A 21421-nucleotide genomic window follows, 5' to 3' on the forward strand; every position below is an offset into this window, starting at 1 on the left:
TCAGATTACTGGTGTACTCTATTCAAAGCTACACACTGTGATAAAATCCCGTAGACTTAACGAAAAGTAGCGATAAGTTAATTCTTAACGCACATGTCTCTAACCGCTCTAACCAGTCATTTCTGCCTTATAACGTTCCCACGGTTCACGACGTGCCCTTAATATATATTATCTACTATATTTTAACATCTTAATACAGAAAAACACGCCCTTTATACAAAATGTCCAGGGCATGTTCTTGAACTGCTGTGTTATGTGATGAACTTAACGATAGTCAAGCAATAGTCTTTATTTACACATTTACTTATGCTTTTGGTTTTGGAAAGAATGCTTCAAAATCCAATAACTTCTCAGACTTAATAACATAACCCAAATTATTCGGAATTCCGGAAATTGCTAATGGTACATCTTTTGTAGGCACTTTAACTACTTGGATTTCGCCTGATGCAGTATGTTGAGGTCCTGCATATAGAGTACCTAAAAACTTAATTCTTGATCCTATAGCCGTTCCTCCATTTTTCATCTGATAACTGCCTAGATTACACAGGAAAACAGGTGAACCACTAGAACCCGGAAAACATGCTGCATCTATCATGATCTCCTTTTTACCATTATAATCTTTTGAAGGATGAGTAGCTGTTATTCCCTTTCTAAAAACGGGTAGATTGTTTACACTATCCCATATCCCGTTAGGATAACCTACCATAATAATGTCCTCAACAGCTGTGAACTCTAGGAGATCTTGCTTTGTTGGCAATAAATCTGCTCCGATAGGGATATAGAATAACCTTTCATTCTTTGCTTCAGCTTCATGAAGTATTGGTGCTATTGGCAAAATGGCAAGATCGATATTTGGATCAGGATGTCCTATAAATCTATTTTCAATATCATCTAATAACACGTCCATGTGTTTTCTATCATTTGGCGAGTTATCCGGATTTGAAGTTGTCATTTTAAACATACCAGTTTGACCACCGGCTATTACATGTTTATTTGTTACAACTATAGGGACATGTTGCTCCTTGTCTTCACATAACTTATAGAAGTAGCCAGTACCTGTAGATATTTGCCCGTTCTTTAAACGGACTTCAATTCTAACGGTACTGTATTGCATCTGTTCTGTTATTGATAAATTCATAATCCACCTCCTATTCATATTATTCTTCATTACAAAGGCAAATACCTTGTCAAAATCCAGTAGTTAGTTAAGTTTTTCACATAACGTTCCTGCAATTCCCGATCGCGCCCCACTTAATATCTACTCTTCTATATTTTAACATTCGAAAGCTAATAAAACACGCCCCTTTTTGTATAATTCAGGGGCGTGTTGGGAATTGACATGTTATGTGAAGTTATTCGTGAGTTATATTTTATAGTTAAATTCACACTATAACTGATTTCTTGCAAAAGGGTTTTTATATATTATAATAACTACAACTATTCTATCTACATTGCACTTCTTTCAAAATCAAATAACATTGCTAGTGTTAGTGCAATTATAGGGAAATATGGGAAAAACTTTTCTAAACCAAGTATAGAAGTTGTACAAGCAATATAGACCAATACAGTCATTAGTATTGATAGTATTTTGCTGTGGTCTTCAAAGTTACTAACCTGTATTGATTCATCCTTACTACTTTTAATTATCTCATAGAATGCAATTTGATAAAGCAGTATTAAAGTAGTGTAGTAACCATTTTGAGTAATAAGTAAACTAATCACGTAAATTAACACGAATGATATTTGTGTAATTCTCCTTTTAGATAAATATTTTGTATTACAATTAACATATTTATTAATTGTAAAATTCAATAGTACTGATATTAATGCTAGCCATTGATAAAATATTATTAAACTGGTATGTTCATTGTATATTACAAAGAACAAAAAAGTTATAAATAAAGAGAGTAATATCTTTAATGTCACCATTTTTTTCATATTCTATTCCCCTTTTCCTTGCTGGCATATAATATATGGATTAATCGTGGCTAAATGAAGTCAAACTTTCATAACTAGCTTCAGATAAATCTACGTATTTACCATCCCAAGAAAGTACAGTAGAAAAATTACCATAACTCGTTTCTATGTCTTTTACTATGCAAGAGTCACCTTTATCTGCATATGATCTAATATCACTTGCTAAATTTGCATTACGCCAAGTACCGAAAAATGCGCCTATTGTGATTATAGGACCAACTTTTGGTATGAAGCCAGCAAGGAACCAAATACCATCTTTCATAACATCAAAATCTAAATCTGATGCTATTGCATGAGCTTTATCGCTAGAAAGGTACATATATGTAGTTACTTGACTAAAACGTGGAGCATTTAGTGTTTTTACAACATTTGCATTTTTTGCTGCTGATGGTAATCTATAAACATCGGGAAGACTCCTCATCACAAAATCACTATTACTTTGCGTCACCTTAATTTTATCTTTACCAATTATATCTCGTTTGGTAATTGAAACTCCATCGATTATCGCAACAACTGTGTCAAGGTCCGCTTTTTCAAATTTATCTGTAACTTTTACAACATAAAAGTCACTAGTTGAGGACTGAGCAAAAGCAACGGCACTTGATGACATTATTAATGTCAGGGTTAAGATTAAGCTAATTAATTTTTTCATATTTTCTCCTTCTCCTTTTTTTTACATAACTAGATATGCCAGCAAAGAAATAGTAGAATAATGCTTATATTAATATAAACCTAATCATAAGTTATTACAATCAAATATCATATTTGGTATTTTATAGTTCATGATTGGATACTAACCATATGAAATATGTAAATTACTGAAGGCTATTTATTTTAATTTTGGAGCTAATATTGTCAATCTTTAGAGATACAGCATAAAGTTTTTATAGTACTAATATTGTTATACACTGCTCACGAATAATTTCACATAACGTTCCCACGGTTCACGCTCGTTCGCCTGCTATTGCAACACTTTCAGCTTAGTCACAGTCACTTATTGCGTAACCGTCTTAAACTTCGTCACCACCAGGCGAATGGCGGGACACCGCTGTGTTAGAGGATGTAATTTGCGGTTTCAAAATTCTATCGCTAGTGAAAGTTTCACATACCCCTTTATCAATTATGATGAACTTTGCTGCAAGTTACCAAACTCTCAATAGTGGAAATTATTCACTTTCAGTTTCATTGTGTATATTTTTTTGTATAGTGATTCTGCCTCTTCATCAATAATCTCACCTGTTATTTCAAAGCCTAGCTTTTTATAAAGCGCTATGCCTCTTTCGTTAAACGGAAATACTTCCAACTCGATAGATTCAAGTCCTAAATCTTCAAATGCAAATTCTAAGACTTTAACTGTTGCATGAAACCCAATTCCTTTAGAAAAATGTTCTTTTCTAAATATACAAATTCTATAATGACAATTCTTCTTCTCAATATCACTTAAAACCACTTCGCCAACAATTTCTCTCTCGTTTAAAATTAAAAAATCATATCGACTTGGATTTTTAACTATATTTTTTACGTAAGTAATGATTTGATCCTTAGTGAAATTATCTGTTGTACCAGTATAATAGTTGACTTCATCATCTAATTCTTCAAAACCACTTTTATAATAATCTTCAGCATCTTTTTCTTCAATTAAACGTAAGTAATACTTCCCAAACTCAAGAACCTTTTCCTTCATAGCTTTCTCCATATATATCACCAACTCAGGTCTGTAAATAAGCTAATTACGATAGAAAATCGCAATTTTCAACAATACTCAGTACTAGCAAATTATTTCCTCTAACGTTCCCACGGTTCACGCTCGTTCGCCCTCTCATCGCAAGACATTCAATGTCGTATAAACATTTCACCTCGGACTATTCAAAAACTCTGTATCCACTAGGCGAATGGCGGGACACCGCTGTGTTATGAGATGTACTTGACGTATATATGCCCTAAAATTTCTAGTTTTTTATGCGCTTAATTACTGAGGACATTCTTAAAGAATTCAAACTCATCCTGCTTTATCTCATCATTAATTGTATGTTCAATATTCTCATAAATTTTGAACTCAGTTCTATGAATGTTTAATTCTGAATAGATTTCAGATATTTCTCTAAATCGCTCAATCAATATTTTTCCATCAAAGGCTTTGAAGTTAATCATATTTAAATCATCTTGAGATAGATTCGAACTATCTACCGAGTACTCGTTATCTAAAATAGATCTCTCTCTCAGTATCGGAAGTAAATACTTCTCATAATAGTCTTTCCAAATATAGCGAACCGTTACGCCCTCTTCCTCAACTGTTTGCCAACCGCCTCCATCGTCTGAACCTTTATAAATTAATTTCCGTACAGATGATACTGACTTCAAATCAAATTCTTCGCCAGTAATTTTTTCATAATCATATATTCCAATTGGGTATGGTAGCTTTTGACCTCTCAAGCTTTCTATAGGCACTATTGTATCTGAAGCACCAATTGAAGCTGCTTCTACAATCTCTGGATGCAAAAATACAAATCGATCAACAAAATCACCAGAAGCAGAGAAGCCTGACATAAGGATTTTCTCTTCTACTGTTATCCCCTTATTTTTTAACCTCTCTTTAGAATCCTCTATAATACTAATCAATTGATAATCCAACCGTTTTATTTCCTCAAGTACTGTATAAATACTATTTCGATCAAGTGCATGTGTATATATACCCTCATCTTTTCGAGAACGCGGAAATATTGGAACTAATAAGGGCACTCCAAGTTTCTCTGCTAATTCTGATTTAAATTTTATTAAGGACTTTGCCTTTTCTATATGGATGTCATAGTTATCGGATACAATACCAGAGTTATTTGGAGATACAAGTAGCTTATTGTACTTTACATGTTCTGGTACATACAATATGTAATCCCAATTAAATCCTTTGTCAGGCTTACGCTTTGCAAATGTGTAATATTGATCATCAAGTTTAATTACTCGAGTCACATTCTCATAACCAATCGCTACAGCTCCTGTAAACCTATCTTGTGTAACACTAAGCTTGTACTTCCCATTTTCTAAGGCTATTATACGACTATTATGTTCTTTCTTACTTTTCAATTTAAATATTTCATTTTCAGCTTCGTCACACAACATAAGCTCAACGTCACCAGATAGTCCTTCCCACCATGTCTTTAATACAACGTCCTGACTTCCATCTACAATGAAGTCAATTGTTTCAGTTGAGCTATAGAAAGGATGCATAGATCTTGTCCAATTACTAAAACCCAACTCATACTTTGCCTCTTTATAATCATTGATGATTAAACCATATTTAGCTGTTATTAAAACTAGCATAATTGCAATCCCAATTAAAGAAGTCATTTTGATTCTTCTAGGCTTCATGTCATTGCATCCTCCAATAATATTAACGTACTATAAACTAGGAAAGTATTTCTCATAACGTTCCCACGGTTCACGCTCGTTCGCCTTCTCATTGCAACATATTCAATGTCGTATAAACATTTCACTGCGGAACATTCCTAAACTTATTCACCACCAGGCGAATGGCGGGACACCGCTGTGTTAGATGACGCTTAAAAATCGATCAAAGTAAGTGTTTCGTCAAAAATACATTTATTCTTTCTCACAACAATTTTTTCTTTACCAGTAATATTACCTATTAATAGTGGCGAATTAGGATCATGCTTCTTTACTTTATCAATAATACTTTTTTCACTATAATTTGCATAACAATATACACAACCATTTAGACAAGTATTATACTCTCCTATATCCACACTTTCTATACAGTTACATTTTTCACGTTGATTCTGATCTTCTTTTGCAATCACTTTTTTGCCAGTTATTTTTTGAATAAGTTCGTCATTGATACATTTTGAACGACCTATATTTTCTACCTCGAATGATTCTGCACACATTTGGATTTTTATACTCTTAGCTTCGCCAATATTGCTCAACTTCTTTATTAATTTCTTAGCTTCAACATCGCTAGGTATTCTAATTCCTATATCTCTAAACTCGCGCCTATTCTTTTTGTAATCATCTATTATGCTAATTACACAATGATCTATATACTCCCCAAGTTTATCTGCAAGATATGAAAACCACTTTTCATGGTATGCCATATCAATAACATCTGTGAAAAAAATGGGATCATAACGCCATATAATTCTCTCTTTACCAATCCTGTCAGATAGATTTTTGACTGATTCAATTATTTCCCTTTTAGCTGGTATGCCTTTTTCAAGTTTAAGATCATATGGATTTATTGTAATTTGAAAATAGTAATTGTAGGACTCAAAATAATCTAATCTTTCAATTAGTGGCTTAGGATTTTTTGTCCAGAACACTATGCAATCAATGGTTCTTTTATTTAACTCAATTTTTGATAGCATATTACTATTAAACGGATTTCGCACTAATACATACCCTGACTCAAATCTATTAATTAGCCATTCAACATAAAAAGCCGGTATGTCCGTTCTCCTACTGACACTCAAGATCATAGACAAAACTCCTTGTTTTATATCACTGATACAGAAATTCGACTTGATTTATTACCGCTACAATAATAGCTATTTTTGCTAGTATTAGCTGATTTTTATGTGTTATCTAACGTTCCCACGGTTCATGACGTGCCACTCTTCTTATTACTTCTAAGCTATATTTTACCATATTCTATTTATAAAAATTCCACTCTGGATGACCAAAATGGCATGTTCTTGAACCGCTGTGTTATAAGATGGTGGATAACGATTTTTACAACAAAAGTTTCGTATAGATTTCGTTATTTTGAATCAATACTGTAGAGTTTTACTCTTTGTATTATATACAATTTGGCATATAAAATTACCTCAATCCATTTTCATCTATAACTTTTCCAATTTCAGTCGATGCAATCTCTATAAACTTAATTATTTCTTTTTCATTAAACATTTCCAGTTTATCTCCTTTGTAACTTCTATTGGAGTATTCTATTAGAGAATTAAATGCTTTATACAAGCATGTTATATCCAGTTCCTCTACTTTTTCCAAATCATTTATTTGATCCATACGAGAAACAATTTCTGAAACATTTAAATTGTATTTTTGTAACTATTCAGACAGGTGAAAATATCTAGGATATTTACTATTGGATTTTCGTACTTTTATACTCTGCTCCGCAAAGAAAAATAGCCTGTTTTTTTCTTTTAAAATCCAGTTGTAACTATTGAAAATACTGGATTTTAACCTCATTTTATGCTATAATATAAGTAGCTAAAAAAAGAGAGGAGATAGCAGCATGAATAACGATTTTTCTTCAAAAACAACTAAAGAGCTAATGGATAAAATTAACACACTTACCGCTGCTGTTGAATCTTTAACGACGACAATCAACAATCAAACCGACACAATCAACAATCAAACCGACACAATCAACAATCAAACTGACACAATCAACAATCAAACTGACACAATCAACAATCAAACTGACACAATCAACAATCAAACTGATATTATTAATAGTCTGATAGCCACTAATGCTGAGCAAGCAGAAACCATCAAGACCTTGAAGGAAAGCCTCAATAAAAACAGCAATAACAGTTCTAAACCTCCTTCAAGCGATGGGCTTAAAAAACCTAAACCAAAGAGTTTACGCAAGCCTTCCGGCAAATCTGCCGGTGCTCAGAAAGGGCACAAAGGCAACGGACTTAAACTTATGAAAACTCCTGATGAAACAGTACAGCATTTTCCGAAAGAATGTAATAACTGTCCGTTTAAAAAACAGTGTGATGCATGTCAGGTTTCTGAAACTAGATATAATATCGATATCATTATTGATACAAAGGTTACAGCTCATCAGGTAATGACATGTGAATGTTCCTATAGAAACAATGAAGTCATATCTGGTGTGTTTCCAGAGTCTATCAAAGGGCGTGTTCAGTATGGTGACAATTTGAAAGCGCTTGCTGTTACACTAAATACTGCTGGTATGGTAGGCATCAAACGTACTCATGATATTTTAAGCGCAGTATTCAATCTGCCCATTAGTACAGGTACAATTCATTCTATGGTTACCAATGTAAGTGAAAAACTAGAAGATACCGTAAATCTTATTCGTGACAAGGTCAAGTCACTAGATCTTGCTCATTTTGATGAAACAGGTTTACGTGTAGATAAAAAACTTCACTGGGTTCATAATGCTTCAAATACCCACTTCACTTATTTGACAGTAGAAGAAAAGCGGGGATCAATAGGGATGGACTCAAGTGGTATCCTCCCTGAGTTTAAAGGTATAGCGATACATGACTTTTGGAAACCGTATTTTACATATAAAAACGTTGATCATGGAATCTGCAATGCACACCTATTAAGGGAACTGACTGGTGTAATAGAAAATTATCCAGAACAGATATGGGCTGAAAATATGATCAATCTGCTTCTTGAGATGAAAAATCTAAAGGATACCTTAAAGAATGATGGTTATACAACTTTAAGCGAGTATCAATTGAAATATTTCAATTCAAAATACGATGCCATCGTAGAAGAAGCCATAAAGGCGAATCCAATACCTGATAAACCTAAAGGTAAACGTGGTCGCCATAAAAAAGGTAAAATCAGAGCTTTGATTGAACGCTTTGCATCCCACAAGGGGGAAGTCTGTCTATTTATAAATGACTTCAATGTTCCCTTTGATAATAACCAAGCAGAGCGTGATGTCCGAATGATTAAAGTGAAACAAAAGGTATCAGGAACTTTCAGAACCAAAGAAGGTGCAGATACTTTTGTAAGAATTATGTCTTATCTAGGAACTATGGCTAAGCATGGTATCAATTCATATACTGCGATTAAATCTGCTTTAAAAGGTCAATCAATGGATTTTCTTAAAGCTGTGACTGAATAGTTACGTATTTTTTTATTATTAGTTCATTTAAAATATCATAATCGTGATAGTAATTTTTTTGTAGCTCAACTCTTTTTCTTCGTTTCTCATCACGCATATATTTAATATAAACTCTTTGAATCCAAATTTCATCTGTGATTATATGTGACAAATAACCCAAATATAAGTCATCATCCAATTGTGTCTTATATTGTTCAATAAATTTATGATAATCATAATATTGATAATAACTAGCAGTAGAAAACTCATATGGCTCTTTTTCAATTCTAAAATGTGTATTATTTTTATCGCTCTTATTCTTAGCCAATATATCCGGAAGTAAGTTTCCTAGATTAAACCTACCAGCATTAGGTCTATATACTTTTGATATTTCATTTGCCACTGCTAAATGCATGATACTAGATGCCATAATTGTGCCTCCGTTTAATAAATTACATCATTTGGTTTTCTCTCTATGCTGCTATACTTACTTATTATTACATTGTTATTAAACTGGATTCTCGGATGGGATAATTTTCATTTTATATTAATCAACTCCCAGTTTTGTACCCTCGATCAAACCTATGTCACCTTCACAATCAAACACAGTTCTTTTACAAAATTTTCATACTATTCAGCATTGAACATGATGATTATTGTGCAAATAACCGATTACATTGTACTACTCACTAAAAGTACAATTTCGTTATAATTATTAGCTAAGTTAGCCACTTTCTTATAACGTTCCCACGGTTCACGCTCGTTCGCCCTCTATTTCAACACTTTCAGCTTCGTCAAAACCATTCAATTCAGAACATTCCAAGACCTCGTCACTACAAGGCGAATGGCGGGACACCGCTGTGTTAGGTGTAGGATTTAATGCTCTTCAAAAACTGTTAGTACATTATCATATTTGAGCCGATTGTCAATGACTAAACGCTCACTAAATACAACATTATTATCATGTATGAATGAGTAAATATATGTGTTGCCTTTTTCTGACTCAATTTCAATTACAGCTTTTGTATCCTCTGGTAAGCCGAGATCCTCCCAATTATCGACAATTGATCCTACACCATCGTACATTGGTAGATCATACACGCATAAATAGTCACTTTCTATTCTATATATAGGTACACAGTAAGGATCACCATAGTCCGCATTCTCAAAAGCAAAATACTGAATCTTGTCCTTTAGTGGTATCTGATTTTCTAATATTGATCTATACTCCTGATTGTCATAATCAATTGTTTCAACAATTTCTCTCTCAATGTTATTGTCTTCTTCTTGTGTCCACTTAATAACACCAAACTCATTGTAATTCTCTTCATCATAGTTAATTGTCCACATTGTATTTCCAAACGCTTTACGTATAATTACGGTCATTTTCGTAAGTAAATTATACATATGAATTTCACTTTGAGGCGAAACTAAAACATCACAATCATAATCTATCGGAACAGCTTGATACAGTAACCATGGTGTATTTTTTATACTTACCGGTTGACTTGTAACGGACAACGAATCCATATAGATGTTTTCTCTTAACTCACTCAGGTCATAAAGTATCTTTCCTCGATCTCCACCAGTTCCATAATCAACAACTAGGACGTCCTGATAAACAAAACCATCAATCATTGCAATCCACGGTTCAAGAATAAAGCCGCCTCCTTTGTTACCAACTTCCCATGCAATTGCGAACATTTGCTCACATCCTGTTGTCTCGATTTCATCCATCTCAAAGATGAGATATTTCTCATTTGAGTATTCACTTTTATATGAAATTGCACAGTTGTTCATTTTACTGTTAAGATCCTCTATATACTCGATTACTTGCGCTTCATTATATTCATCAAACTCATAACTAAGATATTCCTCTAAATCACCATATTCTAATAGCTCATAATCAACATTCAAGTCCGATTGTGTCTCAATTTTTTCTTGGTTAACTGTTATTACAGATTCCTCAATTACGTTATGCTGTGATGAATCATCAAAACCTCCTATAGCAAAGATCACTGCCAATACCACTACGAACCAATTACTCATTTTTTCTCCTAACTAATACTTCTCAATATTCTGCATTAAATCTTTCACCTAACGTTCCCACGGTTCACGCTCGTTCGCCCAGCTATTGCAACACATTCAGCTATGTCACAGCAACATGTTTGGTAATTGCATTAACTTCGTCACCACAAGGCGAATGGCGGGACACCGCTGTGTTATTTGATGTGCTAATGCGTTTTCATCTCACAGAACGAGTTTAATACTAACAAACTCATTGCTTAATGCCTTGTTCTAGTATGTATTCATAACATGAATCTGTACCAGTTACATAATCATCTATTTTTACTTTGACTAATTTGTCAGGCATTAAATAACTATACTTATAATCAGGATACAATTCAAAGAAAGTGTCAGTACATCTAAATCTTATTCCACTGTTAGGCAATGTGATATAATTTCTCCCGTGCGGATCAGAATAATGATTAGGAGCATTTCCTGTTGGCTCACCAATCAAAGTAGCATTAGTTAGTTTTTCCATTTTGATAGCAGTCATATTTGCAGATGAAAATGTCCTGTTTCCAATTAGTACATATAGCTTGTCAGGATTATCAAACTCTTTATTCCTATTCAACATAATTCTAAATGGGTTAAATAGTTCAGAATCACCACCTGAGTTATACCGCAAATCTACTACAATTTTTTCTACTTCATTTTGCTCAACTGCTTTCCAAAATTCTAGATTAAACTCTCTAAATGTACTGTCATAGTCAAAACATTGATCATATCTAAGTACCATAATCTTATTATCTTCATCGTATTCATAGCTATATGGATTCTCAAGTAACGAATCCAAGGGACTTGTAATACTGTTAATCCTATTATCAAGAATATATTTACTTTCTTGATCTTCTTTGTAGAGAACAGAATCAACTAACATTGTTTCTTCAACATCTTTCTTTTTGTATGTAAAATTGATTGAATCGCCATTAGCGGTTTGCTTGAGATACTCATAGACTGATGGAAGTCTTACCAGTCCAAGTGCAATATATGTCCTCCGATAATCATTTTCACCGGAAGCAAGTGACATTAACTCAGTAAATATTTCATCAACTGGCTTCCCATTGATTGAAACAATTTCACTATGCAGCATATTTGAATATCTTGGTGTAGCATTAACACATAATAATTTTTCATTTTTCCACGCAAACTTTATTGGTAATACACTTTCCCCTAGAAAATCTAAGTACATAACATATGTATGACCATCGCCAATACCTGCTATCAGTTTCATTATTTTAATGGTCATCTCTTGATCGTCTAAATTGCTTATATTGCTTTTAAGAAATTCCATTTCAGAGTTGAACTTTTCCTCACTTATATTGTCATATAGTCCCTTATGTATACTCTTTAAACTACTAGATAGGATTTCAATATCTTCAGACCACTGCTCTTCTCTTGTAGGACCATCAAAACTGCTAGATTTTTCAGATGTCAATTGAGAATCAATACTGTCGCTTTTGGAACAACTACACAAAATAGTGACAACAACAATTAAAACTATTGCAGATATACTTTTCTTAGTCATATTCACTCCTAACGTTCGACTGTTTCAAACCAATATGATTTCTTTGCTGAATACTTTATTTACATTTTTAACTAGCATTCGCATTTCAAATAACGTTCCCATGGTTCAAGATCGTTCCCCACTTTATATATACTCTTCTATATTTTAACATAAGAGACCAATTAAAAATTCCCCAATTCGTATAATACAAGGGGAATGTCTGGAACCACTGTGTTAGATGGCGTTGCCTAAATGATGCATTGAAGTATAGTAAACCAACAGACTCATTTAATGAGATGTCGAATTACATTCAAATACCTAGAACGTAAATGTCTTGGACACTTCTCAGCGGAATATTACCACTTCCTATTTAATGTGATGCGCCAAGTCTAAAATACTTTCATTCAAGGAAACCAACCCCCATAGTAAATATGGAGCTGTGTACGAAAGTCACAAATAATTGGCACTGTAAAATTCTAACCTTACTTCAGCCGTTCAAATTTAAAAGTATTATCTGTACATTCACAGCCAGGCTTGTTCAAACTGAATTCAGCGCTACTTTAGAGTGTTCTCTACGATGACCAGTGCTTGCTCTCTTTTCGTATGAGGCGATTTTCGATTTCAAGTTGCATATAGAAAACTAGTCATTCGATGCTAGATGTAAGGCCTAAAGTAAAACAAGAATTATACTAATTCACCTAAACTCTTTAATTATGAAATTGAAGCTAACAATATGGCCGAAGTATAAAGCCAAATGTATATGAAGGCCCAACAAACATAGATGCAATTTGAAGGACGAAAACCTTGGAGCCTTCAGTTTATATTAATGAGTACGATGAACTCATATACCAACTTAGTTCGTTGCAAGCACTTACTTATTAAGTGAAATGCAGTCAGATAAACATTAATCCCTAGACGTATTCAAAGCGCTGAATTTTGTTTGAAAGAACAAGGCTCTAATGCAAAATAATGAACCCATAACCATAGGAAGGCGTTAATGCACAGCCTATACCAGCATTAGCGTGCCAATTAAACTAACTGCTTAAACTTGAACGTAGATAATGCCAACTAACTAACCTATTCCCGCCAGTCATTAAAACAGTCATACTTACCTAATATACGACTAAGTAAAAAAGTCCTGTGTCGTCTATACTAAAATATCTTTGTAATTTACGTATGTCGGGAATATTTCTCATTATATGTATAAATTATACACTATTGCTAATATCATTTTAACCTGTTTATAACCTCATCATTAAAATTTTAAAAGTATCCTAGTTGGTTTACAAAAATATACTTTCTTATACTCAAATCATCAAATAGAATATAATTTAATACCCACGTCTTGTAATCCAAGATGCAATCAACAAAACTAGAACTCAATCAGTTATTATCACTAAGATTAAATTCTCCATGCCGTGAAGAACAACGTCTACCTAAATAGACATGAATCGATGAGAGCGTTCTTTTACACCAATTTACAGCAAGGCACAATACATAGACTTAAAATCAAAATTCATCCCAAAATCAATTCACTAAAAAGGACTAAAAAACAAGATCATACTATAGCATTTTTTCAAATCCAAGAAAATATGTGTAAAATAGTTCAGATACGAATACATATTCTCCAAATACTTAAATAAAAAAACTTGGACATACACATGGGTTATTGTCATTTTACAAGAAATCAGCATTACACAAATAAGGGGTTACAGTATAATATTAAAAACCTTCAGAATGAGTAAAATGTAAAGACCGACATCTATTATAATCCAAGTCGATCAAGTGGATTCACAATGGCCTGTAGAGCCGTATTACTAACATGAGTATATACTTGAGTTGTCTTTGGTGATTTATGACCAAGTAATTCCTGTATGTACCTTAAATCTGTACCCGCTTCCAACAGGTGGGTCGCAAAGGAGTGTCTTAGTGAATGTATGCTCACATTCTTTTTAACATTTGCTTTCTCGCAAGCCCTCTTAAAAATACGCTGCACACTGCGAACTGTAATCGGCATCTCTGCTTTGGCCCCTTCAAATAGCCAGACACTTGGCTTGTATTCTACATAGTAGTCTCGAAGCATTTCAAGGGCTTTTCTTGACAACAGCGTATACCGATCTTTTCTTCCTTTCCCAGCCTTGACCGTAATCATCATTCTATCTCCATCAATATGCTCTGGTTTTAGAGCGCACACTTCGCTCACCCTTAACCCAGCACTGTAAGTCAAATACAAGATAGCCTTGTGTTTCTTATTTTCATGAGCATTAAGTATTTTGGCAACGTCCGATTGACTCAGCACCTTAGGCAATGTTCGATCGCCCCTAGGACGTATCATTTTATGATTTATATAGAGCCCTGGTCTATGAACTTTGAAAAAAAGTTTAACTGCTGATATAGCCTGATTCACAAAGCTATGCGAAAGTTCTTGAATGGCAATAAGATCATAGATATAATCACTGGCCACGTTCATATCAAGGGGATCCTTCCTACCAACAATTTTTAAATACCTATCGATATGCTTCTTATAAACAGTAATGGTTTTTGTACTCATCCCTTTACGTTGCATGTGCATATGAAAAAGCTCAATTTCTTTTGCATACTTTTCTCTATGATTAAAAGGAGCTTCTTTTAATTCATCTATATCACCAATTAAAGAATGGTTGATATACCCCTCCCAGCCACTACGTTCTTGTATATACCAAGTACACGTCTCAAAGGTATCCAGCCTATATAAGTCCTTTTCCTTGCCACAGCAAACACCAAAACTCGAATTTGTCAGGTTTGACTGATCCATGGACAAAAAGTCCTCGCTGAAATATGGTCGCCCTAAATGAAAAATTGACATTTTACACCTCCATAAAAGATAGCATCATTTTGATTTCCCCAGCATATACACCACTCATAATTACATAATTTTACACAGATCATAACATAATCATACTTTATTGTAAAATTTTGTATTTTAGTCATTAAATTTATCTGCGCTTCTCCCTCCTTGATGCTATAATAGTAAACGAGTATTGAAAGGAGCTGAACAGTTTGACAACAGCAAGAGACTGGATTGAAAAATTAGACATGGTTCCCCATCCAGAAGGTGGATTCTATACACGACCTTTTGTATCGAATGAGAAGTATATTCGCCATGATATCCCAGGTGTATCTTCATCAGAGCGTAAACTGTGGACAAGTGAATACATGCTTTTTGAACCCAATATGATCATGACTTTCCATACATTGAGGTCCGAATCGGTCTGGTATTTTCATGATGGTGATCCCATTAAGTTCTATATGATCTCTCCCGAAGGAGACATACATATTAAAACCCTAGGTATTGATATTGAAAAAGAGAATGACCCCCAAATTCAAATACCTAAAAATTATGCTATTGCCATCGAAGCCAGCACGAGTAAATATACACTTATCGGAACAATGATCTCGCCGGGCTTTGACATAGACGACCTAAAAGTCTTTAAAAGAGAAGATCTTCTAAGTAGACACCCATACCACAAAGATCTCATTATGAAATACACTGTTGAATCTTTGTATTAAAAAAATATCAAGTCTATTTAGCAGGATATTCAAGATTTATTAACATTTCTTTGCTATCCTGATGTAGAACACAATTGATACAGGAGGAAGAATATGAGTAAAAAAATCTCACTATTAATCGCTTTAATGGTTGCTCTGACAGGTGTTTTGGTTACAGGATGCACTGCTGCAGTCGAAACAAGCGACTCAGACTCTGTTCAAGATACATCGGCATCAGAACAATCAACTGAGACAAAAAATAGCAATTCAGAAGAAACAACAAGTACAGCTGGGCTCCCAAACCCCGACCTTGATCATCCCGTGGTGACAATGACAATTGCTGATTACGGTGATTTAAAAATTGAGCTCTATCCAGAAGTTGCACCGAACACAGTCAACAATTTCATATCTCTGGCAAATTCAGGTTATTATGATGGCGTAACATTCCACAGAATTATAAAAGGCTTTATGATTCAGGGTGGAGATCCTGATGGAACCGGTGCAGGTGGTCCGGGATATGCTATTACTGGTGAATTCACAGATAATGGATTTGAAAATAACATTAAGCATACACCTGGTGTTATTTCTATGGCAAGAACCAATAATCCCAATAGTGCAGGGTCACAGTTTTTCATAATGCATAAGACCTCATCACATCTCGATGGCGCGTATGCAGCCTTTGGTAAAGTTATTGAAGGCTATGACTATGTTGACAAGATCGCACAAGTAGAAACTGGTCTTGGAGATAAACCCACACAGCCCGTTATCATGGAAAAGCTAACTGTAGAATTAAATGGTTATGAACCATCTGAACCTGTAAAGGTTGAATAAAAAATAGACAAATGCATCAGATGACATAATTAGATCACATCATATGAAAGGACGAATGAATATGGAAATGAGTATGTTTATTAAATCAATTGCCCTTGATGAAGAGCGTCGAATAGTTATTACAGGTCAGCCTCATTTGGCTGAATACCTTAAAGACCAGGAAACTCGAAAAATGCTTAAAGGTGCTGCACAAAAGGTTTTAGCAGATGATTTTATACAAATGGAAGTTGGTAAGACCAGTTGCAGAATTACGGTAACATCAGAAAAAGCGGAAGAGTGTATGAAGCTCGTTGAAGAGGAGCTTGTAAAAGGCATTGAAATGGCCCTAGCTTTTATGAGCCAAATGAACAATAGCGATCAAAATGCGTAATTTCTAAAATCAAAAGGAGCTGCTATAATAGGTAAACATCCTATTTATAGCAGCTCCTTTTCTGTGTATTTTATTGTTGAAATAGACTCCTTACACACGCAATCTTTTAAGAATTAGTTTTATCTTAAGAGGCTGTCTATATCAATGATGCTTTTCATTTCAAAACTTCAGTTCACCCTTTTTTATCCGAAGTGTTGGACGCGTTTTCCCTTCTAGTCCTCCATGGGTGTATCCAATAACATTGAAGTCTTTAGAAAGGGCCTGTCCAAGTCTCACGTAATCATCATGCTTTGATCGCATGCAACTTGATAAGTGAATGGTATCGACATCGTTTTTCTTAAAGCGTTCAATTTTTCGCTCTAAATCTCCACCAGAATGTGTGAATCCAACTAATTCAGTTTCTTCAGGATAATCGCCAAAGGCATCCACTTTATTAATGAAAGCTTTTAGGCACCCAGCCCCCGTACAGCGCATAGCTGTATCTTCATTTACAATCACTGCAATTTTCATTATATATCTCCGTTATTGATCCTATCTACTGGTTGAAAAACCTGTATCTAAAGATGATTTGCATGGTCCATCTTAAATCACTATTGAATTTTACATTGAGTCTAGCATCAGGGCCTATAGTTTTAGGCTCTTGTGTTATGACTTTAAATCTGATTTATATCTATTCTCTAAGTCATCAGTTTAGACTCAATCTATAATCTTTGATTTTCGATTTGTTTTTATGTTAGAATTTAAGCTTTAACTCTGGCTTTTGTCTTTTCTTTTGCTTTAGATTTTTGCTTTTGTCTTTGCCTTTGTCTTTGTCTTTGTCTTTATCTTTGCCTTTGTCTTTATCTTTGTCTTTGTCTTTATCTTTGCCTTTGTCTTTATCTTTGTCTTTGTCTTTGTCTTTGCCTTTGACTTTGACTTTGATCTTGACTTTATCTTTGATCTTGACTTTATCTTTGATCTTGCCTTTTGACTTTGCCTTTTGACTTTGCATTTGACATTGACTTTGCATTTGACTTTGACTTTGACTTTGACTTTGATCTTGACTTTGTCTTTGCCTTTGCCTTTGTCTTTGCCTTTGGCCTTTTGTCTTTGACTTTGTCTTTGCCTTTTGACTTTGCCTTTTGACTTTGCATTTGACTTTGCCTTTGATCTTGACTTTGATCTTGACTTTGATCTTGACTTTGATCTTGACTTTGATCTTGACTTTGATCTTGACTTTGACTTTGTCTTTAAACTTTGCATTTGGCTTTAGGCCTTACTTAAATCCCACGAACTATCTTTAAACCTTGCACATTATTTTTAGCACTATCTTGTCCTTAAATTGTGGTTTTTCATTGACATTAAAATTTAGGTCTGAGCCTCTCGTATTATGATAAATGACTGACTTTGAGTCAAGTCAGTCATTTATTAACGATAAGGCACTTACAACCTTTTCTAAGTTTAGTCTATATCAAAACGTAGCGATACACTGTGTTAATCGTCACAGTTTGAGATATTAATCACTTGATTCGAATGCTCAACGCGCCATCCTCTACATCAACAACAAGATCATCTTGATCCTTTACGTGACCTTTAATGATTTCTCGTCCAAGCATGGTTTCTAACTTTTGCTGAAGGTAGCGCTTCAGTGGCCTTGCGCCGAAATGAACATCGTATGATGATTCAATAATCAGATCTTTTGCAGCTTCTGTCAACTCCAGACTGATGTGTCGATCTTCCAGCCTTCGCTCAATATCCACAACAAGTAAGTCAATTATATCCTTAACTTCATGTTTTGCTAAAGGTGTATAGAACACAATCTCATCCAGCCTGTTCAAGAATTCCGGTCTGAAGTGACCATGGAGCAAAGCCTGAATAGAAGCCTTAGTTTTTTCACTTATAAGCCCATCTTGACCTACATCCTTTAACAAAAGCTCCGATCCAATATTCGAAGTCATAATGATAATGGTATTCTTAAAGTCGACTGTACGACCTTGAGCATCCGTGATACGTCCATCATCTAGCACTTGAAGCAAGACATTGAACACATCGTGATGGGCCTTTTCAACCTCATCAAAAAGTATAACACTATAGGGTTGTCGCCTTACAGCCTCAGTCAGCTGACCGCCTTCTTCGAAACCTACATATCCAGGAGGCGCACCAATCATACGGGCCACAGAGTGTCTTTCCATGTACTCACTCATATCAATCCGAATCATATTGGCTTCACTGTCAAATAATACTTCTGCCAGAGATTTGGCGAGTTCTGTCTTTCCGACACCGGTTGGACCAAGGAACAAGAAAGATCCAATCGGTTTTGATGGGTCTTTTATGCCTGCTCTTGACCGAATAATTGCATCGGTAACCTTCTGAACAGCTTCATCTTGTCCAATCACCCGCTTGTGAAGCTCTTTGTCTAAGTGAAGGAGTTTTTCCCTTTCGCCTTCCACGAGTTTTTCAAGCGGAATCCCCGTCCATCTAGACACAATGCCTGCAATTTCCTCTGCCGTAACAGTTTCACGAATAAGCTTGCTGTCATTGTTATTAGAAGATGGTGCATCCAAAAGGGCCTGCAACTCTTTTTCAAGTTCAGGTTTCTTTCCATACTTGAGCTCCGCCGCTCGGTCAAGGTCATATGACCGCTCGGCCATCTCAATCTCATGGGTGACTTTGTCAATGTCCTCTTTAAGGGCACTGATTTTATCAACAGACCGCTTTTCAAGGTCCCACTTTGACTTTTTACTCTTGAACATGTCTCTGAGTTCTGCTAAATCCTTTTGCAAGGCCTCAAGACGGGTTTTTGAAAAATCATCCTTTTCCTTTTTAAGAGCAGCTTCTTCTATTTCCATTGTCATAATACGTCGTGATATTTCATCCATCTCAGTAGGCATGGACTCCATTTCCGTTTTGATAAGCGCACACGCTTCGTCTACAAGGTCTATCGCCTTGTCAGGCAAGAAGCGATCTGCAATGTAGCGGTCAGATAACATAGCCGCCTGTATTAGCGCATGATCACTAATATTGACCTTGTGGTAGAGCTCATAACGCTCCCTCAAACCACGTAAAATCGTTATTGTGCTTTCCACAGAAGGCTCATCCACTTTTACCGGTTGGAAACGTCTTTCCAGAGCCGAGTCCTTTTCAATATATTTTTTATACTCCGAAAGGGTCGTTGCTCCTATGCAAAAAAGCTCTCCACGGGCAAGCATAGGCTTTAACATGTTGCCTGCATCCATTGCCCCTTCTGTTTTACCGGCACCCACTATATTATGAAGTTCATCAATAAACAGTAGAATCTTTCCATCACTTTTTTTAATTTCCTCAAGAACAGCCTTTAAGCGTTCTTCAAATTCACCTCTAAATTTTGCGCCCGCAATCAAGGCCCCCATATCAAGGGCAAATATACGTTTTTCTTTCAAACTCTCTGGGACATCCCCCTTAACAATTCGGTGGGCTAGTCCTTCAGCAATGGCAGTTTTTCCAACCCCGGGTTCACCAATGAGAACTGGATTATTCTTAGTTTTACGAGATAAAATCTGAATGGTTCTTCTAATTTCCTCATCTCGTCCAATCACAGGATCCAGCTTATTTGTCTTTGCAAGCTCAACCAAATCAGAGCCATACTTAGAAAGAACATCATATGTGGATTCAGGATCACTTGATGTCACCCTTTGATTGCCTCGTATATCTTTCAGTATAACCATAACCTTATCTTCAGTAATATCCAGCCTTTTGAACAAAGCCTTTAGAGCCCCTTCGCTATTTTGCAGTAGGGACATAAATATATGCTCCACACTCACGTACTGGTCATTCATTTTTTGTGCCAACTTCTCAGCCTTCATGAGCACTTTATTGCTGACCGATGACAAATATACTTGTTGTGTTCCGGCAACCTTGGGCTTTTTCTCAATTAAACTTGTAACTTCTTTAACAAGGGTTTCATACATTACTTGATTGGATCCATCTGCCATTCTCGCAATAATCTGAGATACAAGGCCTTCTCGCGAGTCTAAAAGTCCAAGAAGAATATGCTCCGGATCTATCACACTGTTCCCGTACTCATCAGCGATCATTTGAGCGCGGTTTAGGCCCTCCGCAGAGCCCTTTGTCAACTTATTCATATCCATTCAATATTCACCTCATCTTTTGTTAGCAGTCTAAGTTGTTGAGTGCTAATTCTTAATTTTAGAATATCACTTTTATCTTATTTTTCAAGTCTTTGTACCTATATTTCAATTATATTCACCAATTGTTTACAAGACATTCATATTTGTCACATTGATCCCATTTTCATAAACCTAGTCAAATTAACACGAAT

At 35.1% G+C, this 21421-nt stretch carries 19 protein-coding genes; 5 read left to right on the forward strand and 14 right to left on the reverse strand.

Going from position 1 to position 21421, the window contains the following annotated elements; translation table 11 throughout:
• Positions 1-304: 304 nt before the first annotated feature.
• From ACQ4KW_RS15430 to ACQ4KW_RS15460, 7 genes are all read right to left on the reverse strand, one after another.
• Positions 305-1138, reverse strand: a complete 834-nt coding sequence (locus ACQ4KW_RS15430; protein ID WP_430883382.1) for a S1 family peptidase — start codon at positions 1136-1138, stop codon at positions 305-307.
• Between the two features lie 308 nt (positions 1139-1446).
• Entirely contained in the window at positions 1447-1938 is a 492-nt protein-coding gene (locus ACQ4KW_RS15435; protein ID WP_430883383.1) for a hypothetical protein, read from the reverse strand.
• Between the two features lie 40 nt (positions 1939-1978).
• Complete coding sequence (locus tag ACQ4KW_RS15440) at positions 1979-2629, reverse strand: hypothetical protein (RefSeq protein WP_430883384.1); 651 nt, start codon at positions 2627-2629, stop codon at positions 1979-1981.
• A gap of 501 nt (positions 2630-3130) precedes the next feature.
• Complete coding sequence (locus ACQ4KW_RS15445; RefSeq protein WP_430883385.1) at positions 3131-3673, reverse strand: GNAT family N-acetyltransferase; 543 nt, start codon at positions 3671-3673, stop codon at positions 3131-3133.
• A gap of 269 nt (positions 3674-3942) precedes the next feature.
• The gene (locus ACQ4KW_RS15450) at positions 3943-5343 is read right to left on the reverse strand and encodes a hypothetical protein (protein ID WP_430883386.1); all 1401 of its coding nucleotides are present in this window, start codon (positions 5341-5343) and stop codon (positions 3943-3945) included.
• 191 nt (positions 5344-5534) lie between these two features.
• Positions 5535-6467, reverse strand: coding sequence for a DUF1848 domain-containing protein (locus tag ACQ4KW_RS15455; protein ID WP_430883348.1), 933 nt, complete (start codon positions 6465-6467; stop codon positions 5535-5537).
• A gap of 343 nt (positions 6468-6810) precedes the next feature.
• Entirely contained in the window at positions 6811-7014 is a 204-nt protein-coding gene (locus ACQ4KW_RS15460) for a hypothetical protein (RefSeq protein ID WP_430883387.1), read from the reverse strand.
• Positions 7015-7243: 229 nt separating this feature from the next.
• On the opposite strand from ACQ4KW_RS15460, the gene tnpC reads away from it, so the two are divergent.
• Positions 7244-8845 (forward strand): IS66 family transposase, encoded by a 1602-nt coding sequence (gene tnpC, locus ACQ4KW_RS15465; RefSeq protein ID WP_430883388.1) that lies wholly within the window; start codon positions 7244-7246, stop codon positions 8843-8845.
• Here the strand turns inward: tnpC and ACQ4KW_RS15470 are convergent.
• The 4 genes from ACQ4KW_RS15470 to ACQ4KW_RS15485 all read right to left on the reverse strand — a co-directional run bounded on the left by ACQ4KW_RS15470 (position 8826) and on the right by ACQ4KW_RS15485 (position 15240).
• Complete coding sequence (locus tag ACQ4KW_RS15470; protein WP_430883389.1) at positions 8826-9254, reverse strand: hypothetical protein; 429 nt, start codon at positions 9252-9254, stop codon at positions 8826-8828. The genes tnpC and ACQ4KW_RS15470 overlap by 20 nt on opposite strands.
• A gap of 446 nt (positions 9255-9700) precedes the next feature.
• Positions 9701-10873, reverse strand: a complete 1173-nt coding sequence (locus ACQ4KW_RS15475) for a hypothetical protein (protein ID WP_430883390.1) — start codon at positions 10871-10873, stop codon at positions 9701-9703.
• Positions 10874-11102: 229 nt separating this feature from the next.
• A complete protein-coding gene (locus tag ACQ4KW_RS15480; protein ID WP_430883391.1) occupies positions 11103-12416 on the reverse strand; it encodes a hypothetical protein in 1314 nt (437 codons plus the stop codon).
• Between the two features lie 1744 nt (positions 12417-14160).
• The gene (locus ACQ4KW_RS15485) at positions 14161-15240 is read right to left on the reverse strand and encodes a tyrosine-type recombinase/integrase (RefSeq protein ID WP_430883392.1); all 1080 of its coding nucleotides are present in this window, start codon (positions 15238-15240) and stop codon (positions 14161-14163) included.
• A 194-nt stretch (positions 15241-15434) separates the two neighbouring features.
• On the opposite strand from ACQ4KW_RS15485, the gene ACQ4KW_RS15490 reads away from it, so the two are divergent.
• The 3 genes from ACQ4KW_RS15490 (at position 15435) to ACQ4KW_RS15500 (ending at position 17124) form a co-directional block, all read left to right on the forward strand.
• On the forward strand, positions 15435-15944 hold the full coding sequence (locus tag ACQ4KW_RS15490) for a cupin domain-containing protein (RefSeq protein WP_430883393.1): 510 nt from the start codon (positions 15435-15437) through the stop codon (positions 15942-15944).
• A 93-nt stretch (positions 15945-16037) separates the two neighbouring features.
• The gene (locus ACQ4KW_RS15495; RefSeq protein ID WP_430883394.1) at positions 16038-16754 is read left to right on the forward strand and encodes a peptidylprolyl isomerase; all 717 of its coding nucleotides are present in this window, start codon (positions 16038-16040) and stop codon (positions 16752-16754) included.
• Between the two features lie 61 nt (positions 16755-16815).
• Complete coding sequence (locus tag ACQ4KW_RS15500; protein ID WP_430883395.1) at positions 16816-17124, forward strand: hypothetical protein; 309 nt, start codon at positions 16816-16818, stop codon at positions 17122-17124.
• Between the two features lie 159 nt (positions 17125-17283).
• On the opposite strand, the gene ACQ4KW_RS15505 is transcribed toward ACQ4KW_RS15500, so the two are convergent.
• On the reverse strand, positions 17284-17634 hold the full coding sequence (locus tag ACQ4KW_RS15505; protein ID WP_430883396.1) for a CGGC domain-containing protein: 351 nt from the start codon (positions 17632-17634) through the stop codon (positions 17284-17286).
• Between the two features lie 223 nt (positions 17635-17857).
• Entirely contained in the window at positions 17858-18133 is a 276-nt protein-coding gene (locus ACQ4KW_RS15510) for a hypothetical protein (RefSeq protein WP_430883397.1), read from the reverse strand.
• Between the two features lie 105 nt (positions 18134-18238).
• Here ACQ4KW_RS15510 and ACQ4KW_RS15515 point away from each other — a divergent pair, with 105 nt between their 5' ends.
• Positions 18239-18376, forward strand: coding sequence for a hypothetical protein (locus ACQ4KW_RS15515; RefSeq protein WP_430883398.1), 138 nt, complete (start codon positions 18239-18241; stop codon positions 18374-18376).
• Positions 18377-18623: 247 nt separating this feature from the next.
• On the opposite strand, the gene clpB is transcribed toward ACQ4KW_RS15515, so the two are convergent.
• A complete protein-coding gene (gene clpB / locus ACQ4KW_RS15520) occupies positions 18624-21230 on the reverse strand; it encodes an ATP-dependent chaperone ClpB (protein ID WP_430883399.1) in 2607 nt (868 codons plus the stop codon).
• Positions 21231-21421 lie beyond the last annotated feature (191 nt).

It is taken from the genome of Tianxiuia mixotrophica, assembly GCF_050596425.1.
Taxonomy (GTDB): Bacteria; Bacillota; Clostridia; order Peptostreptococcales; family Acidaminobacteraceae.

Excerpts from the sequence above, each read along its gene's own strand:
- ACQ4KW_RS15430 (WP_430883382.1), bottom strand. The coding sequence starts at position 1,138 with ATGAATTTATCAATAACAGAACAGATGCAATACAGTACCGTTAGAATT.
- ACQ4KW_RS15435 (WP_430883383.1), bottom strand. The coding sequence starts at position 1,938 with ATGAAAAAAATGGTGACATTAAAGATATTACTCTCTTTATTTATAACT.
- ACQ4KW_RS15440 (WP_430883384.1), bottom strand. The coding sequence starts at position 2,629 with ATGAAAAAATTAATTAGCTTAATCTTAACCCTGACATTAATAATGTCA.
- ACQ4KW_RS15445 (WP_430883385.1), bottom strand. The coding sequence starts at position 3,673 with ATGGAGAAAGCTATGAAGGAAAAGGTTCTTGAGTTTGGGAAGTATTAC.
- ACQ4KW_RS15450 (WP_430883386.1), bottom strand. The coding sequence starts at position 5,343 with ATGAAGCCTAGAAGAATCAAAATGACTTCTTTAATTGGGATTGCAATT.
- ACQ4KW_RS15455 (WP_430883348.1), bottom strand. The coding sequence starts at position 6,467 with ATGATCTTGAGTGTCAGTAGGAGAACGGACATACCGGCTTTTTATGTT.
- ACQ4KW_RS15460 (WP_430883387.1), bottom strand. The coding sequence starts at position 7,014 with ATGGATCAAATAAATGATTTGGAAAAAGTAGAGGAACTGGATATAACA.
- tnpC (WP_430883388.1), top strand. The coding sequence starts at position 7,244 with ATGAATAACGATTTTTCTTCAAAAACAACTAAAGAGCTAATGGATAAA.
- ACQ4KW_RS15470 (WP_430883389.1), bottom strand. The coding sequence starts at position 9,254 with ATGGCATCTAGTATCATGCATTTAGCAGTGGCAAATGAAATATCAAAA.
- ACQ4KW_RS15475 (WP_430883390.1), bottom strand. The coding sequence starts at position 10,873 with ATGAGTAATTGGTTCGTAGTGGTATTGGCAGTGATCTTTGCTATAGGA.
- ACQ4KW_RS15480 (WP_430883391.1), bottom strand. The coding sequence starts at position 12,416 with ATGACTAAGAAAAGTATATCTGCAATAGTTTTAATTGTTGTTGTCACT.
- ACQ4KW_RS15485 (WP_430883392.1), bottom strand. The coding sequence starts at position 15,240 with ATGTCAATTTTTCATTTAGGGCGACCATATTTCAGCGAGGACTTTTTG.
- ACQ4KW_RS15495 (WP_430883394.1), top strand. The coding sequence starts at position 16,038 with ATGAGTAAAAAAATCTCACTATTAATCGCTTTAATGGTTGCTCTGACA.
- ACQ4KW_RS15500 (WP_430883395.1), top strand. The coding sequence starts at position 16,816 with ATGGAAATGAGTATGTTTATTAAATCAATTGCCCTTGATGAAGAGCGT.
- ACQ4KW_RS15505 (WP_430883396.1), bottom strand. The coding sequence starts at position 17,634 with ATGAAAATTGCAGTGATTGTAAATGAAGATACAGCTATGCGCTGTACG.
- ACQ4KW_RS15510 (WP_430883397.1), bottom strand. The coding sequence starts at position 18,133 with ATGCAAAGTCAATGTCAAATGCAAAGTCAAAAGGCAAAGTCAAAAGGC.
- clpB (WP_430883399.1), bottom strand. The coding sequence starts at position 21,230 with ATGGATATGAATAAGTTGACAAAGGGCTCTGCGGAGGGCCTAAACCGC.